Below are 9901 nucleotides of genomic sequence, written 5' to 3'. Positions count from 1 at the left end.
CCACCAAAGTTTCCTCACCAAAGTCAGCGGTGTCAAAGGCTGGATTACCTCCATGAGTCAGGTTATTCAATCCCTGGCGGTTGCTAGCATCCACCCCTCCCTCACTGGAGGGTGTAACAGAGGTGTTGACTAATGGGTTATCTAGAATTTGCAGGATGGCATTATCAGTACTATCCCCATCAAAGGGGTCAGCATTTTGGTCTCCCATGATCACAAAGCGATCGCTTGCCAACAGACCACCGAAGTTTCCTTGGTCATCATAAATGTAATCCCCAGCTCCGGGAGTGATATAGTCTGACCAGAACCGAATCTCATCGTGATTACGGGTACCGTTGCGGTCTTCTAGACCATCAAACACTGGAGGAGTAGGATGGCTAGCGAGAACATGAACCGTTTCACCGTTGATATTAATGGGAATATCCCAGTGACTCTTGGAAGAGAGGCGGAATACAGCTAATTCTTCCTCAGAGTACCAGGATTCCCCAGTTACTGGATCTACAGGAAGCAACGCATCTGGCATATCTTTCCAGAGGAAGTTTTGAAAGGTGCGTATATTCTCCGTATCAATCGGGTGTTTGGAGAATAGCACCATCCCAAACTGTCCTGGAAAGAACCCGAAGCCAAACGCATCATTACCCCCGCCAACTTCCCCGTTATTATCTAAGTCAAATCCAGAGGGAATCCCGGTGTTAGAAGGTGCGAGATAAACATAGGGAAAGTCAATCGCTGTCGCACCATTCTGACTAACCGAAAGATAGTTATCTTGGAAAAGTTTGGCCGCTTCTCCATTCTCATCGAAATCAAATTCATTGATTAGCAATACATCCGGATTAGCACGCTGAATAATTTCAGCCACTGCCTTGGCTTGGTTATTATCATAAGTAGATAAATCTTGAATTAAATCCCCTTGATTGGAGCGATTCAAAGAAGCGTTAAAGCTAGAAAAGCGAACGTCAAGATTAGACATATTAATTTTTTTTATACCTAAAGTTCGAGCACCTCAGTCATCAACTTAGTTACCTCAATACTGCGTCGGTTTTGGAAGTTCAATTCCTGGAGATCCCCCCTAACCCCCCTTAGCAAGGGGGGAACAATAGCTATGGCTCCTCTGGCTTCCCCCTTATTAAGGGGGACGGGAGGGGGATCCTTAACCCACGCAGTATTGCGTATTACCAAATAATAAAAACCGGGTAATCCTTTAATTACCCGGTTTTACAACGGATTAGATGATCGTGAAATCAGCCTCTGTTAGAGGATTAGCGATCGCAAAAGTTGCTAATAGTTGATTCTCCAAACTAATGCGAGCATTTTGCGAATCTTGTTCAATGGATAACTGACCAAAGGTCAAACCATCGGCTAAACCAATTAAGTCAACTCCTGCCTGGAAATCGAGAATGAAATCTGTACCTTCCCCAGCAGCTAAGACAAAGGTATCACTACCGCTAATACCAGAAGAGTCATCACCAGTCAAGAAGTCATTACCTAATCCACCTCGGATTAAGTCATCACCTTCATTACCGAAGATAAAGTCATCTCCTGCACCACCGTAGAGTTTGTCATTGCCGAGATTGCCGTTAATCCGGTCATTGCCTAAGCCACCGAAGATAACGTCATCTCCGCCAATGGTGCTATCAGCAAAGTCTCCCTGCAATACATCATCTCCAGCTTCACCCTGAATCAGGTCATTGCCCAGACCGCCATCAACGGTATCATTGCCTTCAGCAGCAGTAATGAAATCGTTACCTAACTCGCCAACAATTTCATCACTATCTGGAGTACCTGAAATAAAGTTGGGGGCTGGAAGACCTAATAAAGGATCTACATCCAGGGGTTGATCTAATTCGATCAGAATAACTTCGTTATTATCAATATCCGGACCCCGTCCTACGGAGAAGGGATAGTTGTTGTCATTGGCAACTAAGATCGTATTCTGATCAATCACCAATACATCTTCGATCGTGACAAATGGGAAGGTAAAGGTGAGTTCACCATCCCCGTTCACATCATCTGGGTCAGGAATGTTGAGCAAGTCAACTACTTCCTCTTTGGCAACAAAGCCATTTTCATCAATCTCAGACAAGTCAATCTTAAAGATTTTCTTGAACTGAGCCTCCGCTCCTTGCTTACCATCCCGCTCTATGACTAAGAACTCGTTGTCATTGATGGGGGTAAAATCCCCAATCGGATGACCGGGAACATCGGTACGGTAAAATCCTACCAGACCTTGGTATTCACTGGAAGCAACATCAAACTCATAGATGCGTAGAGCATCCTCTGGGTCCCCATCTACTACACCTTCGAGTAGGGGATACAAGGTGGTGCGGTCAGGGCTAAATGCCATGCCCTCAAATCCGCGAGACCTAGATAGATTAGGCAGTATAGTTTCTTGGTCAACTACAATTCTTCCAGTTTCTGGGAAGTCTGTAAAGAAACCATCTACTCCAAGCTCAATCAATTGACGGAACTCATCCTCTGGGCTTTGAGGGGTACCATCAGGGTTGAGGGTCAGGAAGCGCTCTTCATTACGTAGGGTGTAGGGGTGAATCTGCATTCCTGCATCATGAGCCCAATCGATGAAAGGACGAACTTCACCAGTGAGCTGGGTAGTGATTTCAGCAATGCCATCACCATTGCCATCAACAGGAGTATCGATCGATTCCCGCAGCAAAAAGCTGTTTTTCCAAGGACCAACACCCTCAGCGTAGTTAGCGCCAATGTAGTCAAAGACTGTCTGAGTGGCTAAATCTTGGTAAGTGGTATCGGGAATACCATCACCAGTGACATCAGCACCAAAGTCGGGAACAATGTCAACTAAATCGCCGTAGGTAGCCCGAGCCTCTTCTGCGGTAAAGTCAGGTTTGCTGAAATTAGCAACAATATCGTAGGGAGCAGAAAAACCGCCACCACCAGCATTTAGGAATTGATCGTCTACATCTCCGTAGAGCTGTACTAGGGGTAGATTTTCCAATCCAGCCCCAGGTAGCAAGTTATTTTGTAAATCAATTAGGTTAGCTACTTCAAAGGATTGGATGAAAATCCGGCTGGGGTCGGTAAAACCAGTTTCTTGTAGGGTTGCGATTAAAGGCTCTTCTAGGGATAAGCCTTGGTCATCGAAGAATGTAGGATGCTTGGTTTCAGGATAGATACCGATTTTTTTACCAGTTTCCGCTTCTACCTGCTGGAGTAGTTCGATAACCTCTTTGAAAGTGGGAATTTCAAACTGACCATCGAACTCATCACTACGGAAGTCACGAGACTGAACAGCACGCAGTTGCTTGATTTCTGCTAAGGTAAAATCTTCAGCAAAGTAACCAGTAATTTCTTCACCATCCAGCAGTTTGGTGGACTTGCGGTCTTCACCAAATACATCAGCTACGTTAGTGGTGTCATCTAGCAACGGTTCGTGACGAGCAATCAAGACACCGTCTTTGGTGATTACTAGGTCAGGCTCAATGAAATCAGCCCCTTGTTCAATGGCAAGAGCGTAAGCTTCTAAGGTATGCTCTGGACGCTCACCGCTAGCACCCCGGTGTGCAATCACTAGAGGAGGATCACCATTGAGGCTATTGAATTGTAAATCTGGGTTTTGAGGCGATCGCACAAATTCCCCTGTGGTATTCCCGGGGATATTGGGAGTAGAAATAGGGGCTTCGAGCAGTTTACCAGTGCTATCGAAGTGAAGTATAAACGGACCGAATTCGTCACCAATCCAGATATCGCCCTTAGCATCAATCACAAAAGACTCGATATCAAAATCCGCCCCGGTCAGAAAGCGTCCGCTACTGTCTTCGTTGACAATCTTGAAAGGAATTTTGCCATCAGGGTCAGACAGTTGAACAAAGCCTTCAATCTCTACACTACCATCTCCATCCTCTGCACCCTTGAAATCAGGGTTAACTTGATAGAGTCTGAGTAGGTAATCCGCACTATTCTGTTGGGCTCCAAAACCGTTATCTGATAGAAACCAAAAAGAGCCACCCCCACTAGGAGCAAACTGAACACCACTAAAGCCTTGAACAGGTTGTCCATCAAACGGACCGGTGCGACCATTGGCAGAAATCGGTTCACCGTTGCCATTGTCTGCACCAGACTGGGGTCCCTCTGCAAAGGTATCAGCTGGTAAAGATGCAAATCCTTTTAATTTCATAAAATCCTGGAATCAACGAGACTAAAACTCTCGAATTTAGCGTTTTTATATCTAGAGACTTAGAAGCACAGAAACTAGCTAAATTGTGTCAGCATTTCAGCTTTCAGCTATCACCTAGTACGTAATTGTTGCCAACCTTAAATCGCCTTGGCCTAGGTTTACGTGATGATTGAAACTGGCTGACCTCCCTTAGTAAGGTTTTCATTTCCAGGTTAAATTTTGATTGTATTTATATAAACATAATTATAAGGTTTGGTTAAAGCTTGTTTTTGAAGTCGCTGTAAATTTTTAGTGTAATTTTATCTGAGTAGGGTATAAATATTTTGTAAAGTTAACCTAGATTTAATATTAACTTAATTTTTTTAGTTTTTTATTAACCTTGAGCCTAGAGATTTTTTATATAATCCCTGACTAAGTAAGGTTTCGGCCAAAAATTTTGTTATCAACGATTTTAACAATTAGTTTTTAGCAAAGGGAGTAGGAAATAGGAAACAGCGGATCTGGAAATAATTATTTTTGATTTTTTTTAAGTAAGTATTCAGCCGTTGGCCATGCAACTTGGTATTAGCATTTAATTGTGAAAATGCAATAGTTTTTGATAACACTTTTATCTCACTCCTCTCACTAATCCCACTAATCCCAGTTGCCCCTACTGCTTGAGATTGTGACAATGCAATAGTTTTTCAGCACTCCCAAACCTCCCAAACCTTCCAAATAACCTAAATATCCCAAACCTACCACAAGCCCTGAAATAGCGATAATGCAATAGTTTTACTATATCCTTGCCTTTTCCGAAAAAGTGTGTTAAAGTAATAATATCGTTAAAGCAATGGTTTACGACCCATGATGATTTCCACCGCACAAGCCGCTGAATTACTTGGTGTTTCCGCCACTCGCGTCCGTTACCTTCTGGGCAAAGGCAGAGTTAAAGGGGCTTATAAGGTGGGTAGAACTTGGGTAATTCCTTTGTTTGATGGCATGCCGGTGGTCACTCCTGGCACTCGCGGACCAAAACGGAACTGGTCAAAGCGCACAGAGTACACTAAGGCTGTGATCCACGTTAATCAGAAAGTCATTCGCCAAAATCTCAAGACCGGGGAGCGTAATCCTGTAATTACGGTGAAGCGAGGCACTAAAAATGTTTACGCTCATACGGTGGAGGTCAATGGCCCGTGTCGGGTGATGTATCGTCCAGATGATCCCCTCAAGTGTGGAGCACGGGTGTGGATTGAGACGATTTCTGATTTTGAAGTGATTTCAGCTTGATGGGATGTGAATGCGTTCGCGTAGCGTGACCTACGGTCAATCGCGTAGGGTGGCAGTAGGCCAATCCCATTCACATCAAATTAATCACAAGGTGTCTTTTTGCGATCGCATTCACATCGATCAATCACAAAGTGTTCTTTTGCGATCGCATAAGCGCGGAAGCTTCGCTTGATCGCGTAGGGTGGCAGTAGGCCAATCCCGTAGCGTGACCTACTGCCAATCCCATCAAACCAGTCAATGTGGCGTAAGTCCCCTTTTGCCTTTTGCCTTTTGCCTTTTGCCTTTTGCCTTTTGCCTTTTGCCTTTTGCCTCTTGCCTTTTGCCTTTTGTCTTTTTCTTCAACCAAAGAATTAACTTACCATAAACATTGAGTAGTGTAAAACACTGTTTTATACGAGTTTACCGCCATTTCATGAATTTTTGGAGATATTTCTTGGTTTCTTAGTAAAATATCCTGATTCAATTTAGAGCTAGCGAAGAGTATAGTAGTCAACCATTACTTTTCTCTTTGCCATGAAAGGAAAAATTTTAAATTACCTTGTTATTATTGGAGTAAGCATTATTCTCCTGCTCGGTATAGTTACAACAGCTGTTGGTCAGGATAATTACAAACCGAATTTTAATGATAAGGTTTGTTTACAATGCTTTTCACCATATGTCCCCCTACATGACATACAACCATCAAATGATGAAGATCCTACTCCGGTTATAGGTTACCTTCAATCATCTATTGAAGTAACTAAGATAAACGATTCCTTCACTAGTGGTGATATCATTTTTGAAAAAATAACACTAGATAATAATAATTATGAATTTGCGATTAATAAAGATTACTTAGAAGACTGCATAAATAAAACCCAAAATCAACCCAATCAACAAAAAAAGATACAGATTTGTAAAATTATTAAACCAAAATCAAGTAATATAAAAATTTAAGTGTTTATAGACCAATATCACTGATAAAATTTATTATTCAGGATTACACCGCCTTTTAAACTCCTGATCATTATAGTACGTATTAGTAGCTTTTTTGTTACCTTTATGAAATCCTTCAATTATATCATTACAATACACAGATTCTTTCTCTAAATAAGCCACACGCAGCAAAACAGAAATCACCACAATAGCGATAACTATAACAAGTTTTGAGAGGATTTTCATAGGTAAGCTAAGTATTATCAAACTATCTGCTTTTGAACTTTATTTTATCCCCTCTGGGGTAACTAAAGGAGTATCTGAAACAGGGCTATAATCCCTTGGTGCTTTAGCAATCTGAATTTTAGAACCTTCCTGATCAGTATAGATTTTAGGAGTCATGACAGGAAGGGTTTCTTTAATCTTATTTTCGATGTACTCATGTAACTCATCCAGAGAAATCACCCTATCCCCATTCAAATCAGCTTCTCCCGTTTCAATGCCTTGTACCAAATACTGAGTGTAAATTGAGAGCTGTTTGTCCAATTGACTAAAGGAATAGTCAGTTGAAGAGGCGAGAATAGCACGCCCTTCTCCTCCTAATTGATTTTGAAGATCGACGGAGCGATCATCTTTAACCAGTAGGCCCTTACGAAAAGCTGCACTAAAGCAGCAGTCGAGGATAACGACTTGTCGCTTGGAGCGGCTACCATTCATGATGTTATGGATAGCCCTAGCAGAAACGGCTGTTGTCTTAACTAGTTCCCCCTGTGAATTCTTACGAGTAATACGAGTTGTTAAATACAGTTGATTGCTGCTATCTTTGACACCGTGACCTGAAAAGAACAGTAACACCAAATCATCTTTTTCAGAACTAGCGAATAACTCTTCAATAGCCTCTTCCATTTCCTGTCGATCAGGATTGCTGAGAGCTTTGACATCAACAAAATTTCCCAGTTGTGGGGAATCCAGTATTCCTTTGATTTCCTCTAAATCTTTGGTTGCGCCAGGTAGTGGCTTTAACCCCTTTCCATATTTACTGACTCCAATCAACAGCGCTCGTTTGACCCCTTGTGATTGGCGAGCATCCTTTACATGGAGCTGTTTATGGCTTGGCTTGTCTAGCACAACTGGCTGATTTAGACGTTGAAATGACTCAATTGGACGTTGAATTAATTGAGCATCTTGCACTTGCATGAAAATCACAGGTGTGGCAAAATCCCGTTTCCGATATCCTGTTGATTCATGGAGACTAATTTCTCGTCTTCCTTCCTGTACTGCTATATCCGCTGGCTTCCCTTGAGCTAATTGTTTATAAAAGTGGCAGGCAAATCGGCTAGCTGTGCTGTTAGACACGGGATACTGCATTGCCACGAGTACAGGAATAATTTGCTGCACAACCTTGGAAGCTAGCCCTACAGATACTTTCGATGTAGACTCCATTGCTCCCTGACATGCCTGCAACAAAATAATTCTAGGTCGATGCTGATTCAATAGCTCACTAAAGTCATTGGCGCTAATCCACCGTGCCTGATCAAATTCATCCACCAAGGCAATTTCACCATTTTCATTCTGAAAACGACCATGACCGATGAAATGGAAAATGTGAGGCTTTTTCCTGAGAATGTTATCAATAGCTTTGCGGCTAGCTGGATTCACTACTGGTAACAATTCCACCTGCTCTGGTTGTTCCTGGGCTAGTGTCTCTATCGCCGCCTGTACTTCTTCGTAGGCAACTGGATTTAAATCTGTGGGTGCAGAGACAACTAAGGCAATCCGCATTTTTTCATTTGCCCCTGACTCCATCGGTGGTGCTGAAATCCGCTGTGAGGGCAGGCGCGAGAAGACCAAAGCAGGTGCAGTAGCCAACCACATTGTTCCTGAGTATTTCTTCTCGGGTAAACACATAAATTCCCACGGGAACGCTGCCACTTCAGGCATCTTTCGCTCATCTATATGTAGTTCTACCCGTAGCAGTTGCTGTTTAGTGTGAACAACTTCGTTATAAAATGCTATAAAGTCATCGCAAAGTTCATCATCAAACAAGGTATCAAACAACGCTTCTCCCAGAAACCTCGACTGGTTAGCATCGTTTAATCCGTTTTGACGAACCTTCTCAATCAACTCCTTGACTTCTGGGGTGATCTTATCCTGATAGCGAAATATTCCAGGGATTCGATTATTGGGCTTTCCAGGTTCTTCCTTTTCAACCCGCACTCTACGAGGATTTATCACGCAGATGCGATAAATGTATTTGGCTCTAGTCATAGCGGTCTGATCAGATAAAGCTGATGAATTGGTAAGCATACGCGCTACGCGCACGCTACTTGAGGTGCGGTCAGCGGTCAGCGGTCAGCGGTCAGCCTTCAGCCTATGTGCTACGCGCACGCTACGCGAACAGCCTTCAGCCGTCAGCCGATTTTATTCAAAAGCGTGGCACAGGCTTCGACGCTGTGACGCATAAGCTGATAGTTGATAACTGATAGCTGAATGCTGATAGCTGAATGCTGATAGCTGAATGCTGATAGCTTACCATAGATTTACAACCAAAAGATGCACCCGATTTAAGTCGCTAAATCCTGTTGAAGATTAGCTTTCGGCAGGTTCAATATCCATTCCTTAACATCACTACGACTGAATTTAATTGCTGCCTTATTCTTATTTCGTATTAAGGTTTGGAATCTATCTGCCAGATCACTGAAAACATCACGGATATCAGCAGTTAACCAGTTCATATCCGGCTCACCCCAGGCGATCCCGCGCAAATTAATAGACTTTATTTCCTTAGGCACTTTAAAGACAATTGCAAATTGGACTGTCAGTATTTTTTGGATTTCCGGCTCTTCAATCCGCCAGTAACACCTTGAGTTACCTTCACCTTGGGAAATAATTTCAAAGTGACCAGCTTCGTAAGCATACTCAGGAATGACAATGAATGCTTTGAGTTCGTTCTTATTTCCTACATTAGCTTTGAGCTCCGCAGGAATAGTTGTAAATTCGGCTAGTTCAGTGCTATCAATCCCGATACTCCAATCAAGATTGCTATTGATACCTAAATTCATGCCCACCCCGAAGTTCATCACAGGTCGCCATTGGCTTTTGGGGAAAATAGACTGAACGATGGGCTCTTTTTCTCCTTTGGGACTGAAGTCAAGCTCACAGCATAATCGCCAAAATATAACCCCTGGTTTAGGACGCAAATCGACAGTCACAGTCATGTAATAGAAATCAAATGCATCACGCATTTGCTGTCGATAAATATTGGTCAATCCCTCTTCAGTTTCTTCAAATAGGTCTTCGGTAAGTAATATCAACTTATCCCTAGGATTGCCAAAGATAACTCTACTTTCCTGCAAGTTTTTAACGGCGGTTCCACCTACACCAAGCTTTGTACTTTCATCCAGGGGACTTTCCCATTTTTTCACTTGCTCAAATAGGTCAGCCAATAAAGTCTCAGCTTCTTGGGGATTCGGTCGGGAAATGTTTTCATCGGTCATTGACTTCAGCTCTCTTTACATTGACAAAGTTACTCATATTTGAAAATCTTGTGTAGGGTGCGTTAGGGGGGCGATA

The 9901-nt window shown here is 42.8% G+C and carries 9 protein-coding genes; 3 read left to right on the top strand and 6 right to left on the bottom strand.

All coding sequences use genetic code 11. The features are described 5' to 3' along the window. Both F6K20_RS11410 and F6K20_RS11405 read right to left on the bottom strand, forming a co-directional pair. Positions 1 to 967 (bottom strand): endonuclease/exonuclease/phosphatase family protein (locus F6K20_RS11410; RefSeq protein ID WP_287294714.1); only part of this gene is annotated, 967 nt, incomplete at its 3' end. 255 nt (positions 968 to 1222) lie between these two features. Beyond that, positions 1223 to 4147, bottom strand: a complete 2925-nt coding sequence (locus F6K20_RS11405) for an esterase-like activity of phytase family protein (protein ID WP_287249301.1) — start codon at positions 4145 to 4147, stop codon at positions 1223 to 1225. Positions 4148 to 4990: 843 nt separating this feature from the next. On the opposite strand from F6K20_RS11405, the gene F6K20_RS11400 reads away from it, so the two are divergent. Further along, complete coding sequence (locus F6K20_RS11400) at positions 4991 to 5413, top strand: helix-turn-helix domain-containing protein (RefSeq protein ID WP_044492020.1); 423 nt, start codon at positions 4991 to 4993, stop codon at positions 5411 to 5413. A 124-nt stretch (positions 5414 to 5537) separates the two neighbouring features. On the opposite strand, the gene F6K20_RS11395 is transcribed toward F6K20_RS11400, so the two are convergent. Then, positions 5538 to 5759 (bottom strand): hypothetical protein, encoded by a 222-nt coding sequence (locus F6K20_RS11395; RefSeq protein ID WP_008178494.1) that lies wholly within the window; start codon positions 5757 to 5759, stop codon positions 5538 to 5540. A gap of 167 nt (positions 5760 to 5926) precedes the next feature. Between F6K20_RS11395 and F6K20_RS11390 the strand changes: the two genes are divergently transcribed. After that, positions 5927 to 6349: a hypothetical protein gene (locus F6K20_RS11390; protein ID WP_008178498.1), complete on the top strand. Its 423-nt coding sequence runs from the start codon at positions 5927 to 5929 to the stop codon at positions 6347 to 6349. Between the two features lie 33 nt (positions 6350 to 6382). On the opposite strand, the gene F6K20_RS11385 is transcribed toward F6K20_RS11390, so the two are convergent. Continuing rightward, positions 6383 to 6574 carry a hypothetical protein gene (locus F6K20_RS11385; protein ID WP_008178500.1) on the bottom strand — a complete coding sequence of 64 codons (192 nt, stop codon included), beginning with the start codon at positions 6572 to 6574 and terminating at the stop codon, positions 6383 to 6385. Positions 6575 to 6613: 39 nt separating this feature from the next. Continuing rightward, positions 6614 to 8596, bottom strand: coding sequence for a caspase, EACC1-associated type (locus tag F6K20_RS11380; RefSeq protein ID WP_161603117.1), 1983 nt, complete (start codon positions 8594 to 8596; stop codon positions 6614 to 6616). A 28-nt stretch (positions 8597 to 8624) separates the two neighbouring features. Between F6K20_RS11380 and F6K20_RS11375 the strand changes: the two genes are divergently transcribed. Further along, positions 8625 to 8792 (top strand): hypothetical protein, encoded by a 168-nt coding sequence (locus tag F6K20_RS11375; protein ID WP_154659651.1) that lies wholly within the window; start codon positions 8625 to 8627, stop codon positions 8790 to 8792. Positions 8793 to 8892: 100 nt separating this feature from the next. Here F6K20_RS11375 and F6K20_RS11370 read toward each other — a convergent pair whose 3' ends face one another. Next, entirely contained in the window at positions 8893 to 9825 is a 933-nt protein-coding gene (locus F6K20_RS11370) for a hypothetical protein (RefSeq protein WP_008178504.1), read from the bottom strand. Positions 9826 to 9901: the final 76 nt, after the last annotated feature.

It is taken from the genome of Moorena sp. SIO2C4, assembly GCF_010672485.1.
GTDB classification, from domain to species: Bacteria; Cyanobacteriota; Cyanobacteriia; order Cyanobacteriales; family Coleofasciculaceae; genus Moorena; species Moorena producens.
This window is presented reverse-complemented; position numbering and strand designations above follow the sequence as displayed.

Coding starts and splice junctions, on each gene's coding strand:
- F6K20_RS11405 (WP_287249301.1), bottom strand. CDS start 4,147: ATGAAATTAAAAGGATTTGCATCTTTACCAGCTGATACCTTTGCAGAG.
- F6K20_RS11400 (WP_044492020.1), top strand. CDS start 4,991: ATGATGATTTCCACCGCACAAGCCGCTGAATTACTTGGTGTTTCCGCC.
- F6K20_RS11390 (WP_008178498.1), top strand. CDS start 5,927: ATGAAAGGAAAAATTTTAAATTACCTTGTTATTATTGGAGTAAGCATT.
- F6K20_RS11385 (WP_008178500.1), bottom strand. CDS start 6,574: ATGAAAATCCTCTCAAAACTTGTTATAGTTATCGCTATTGTGGTGATT.
- F6K20_RS11380 (WP_161603117.1), bottom strand. CDS start 8,596: ATGACTAGAGCCAAATACATTTATCGCATCTGCGTGATAAATCCTCGT.
- F6K20_RS11370 (WP_008178504.1), bottom strand. CDS start 9,825: ATGACCGATGAAAACATTTCCCGACCGAATCCCCAAGAAGCTGAGACT.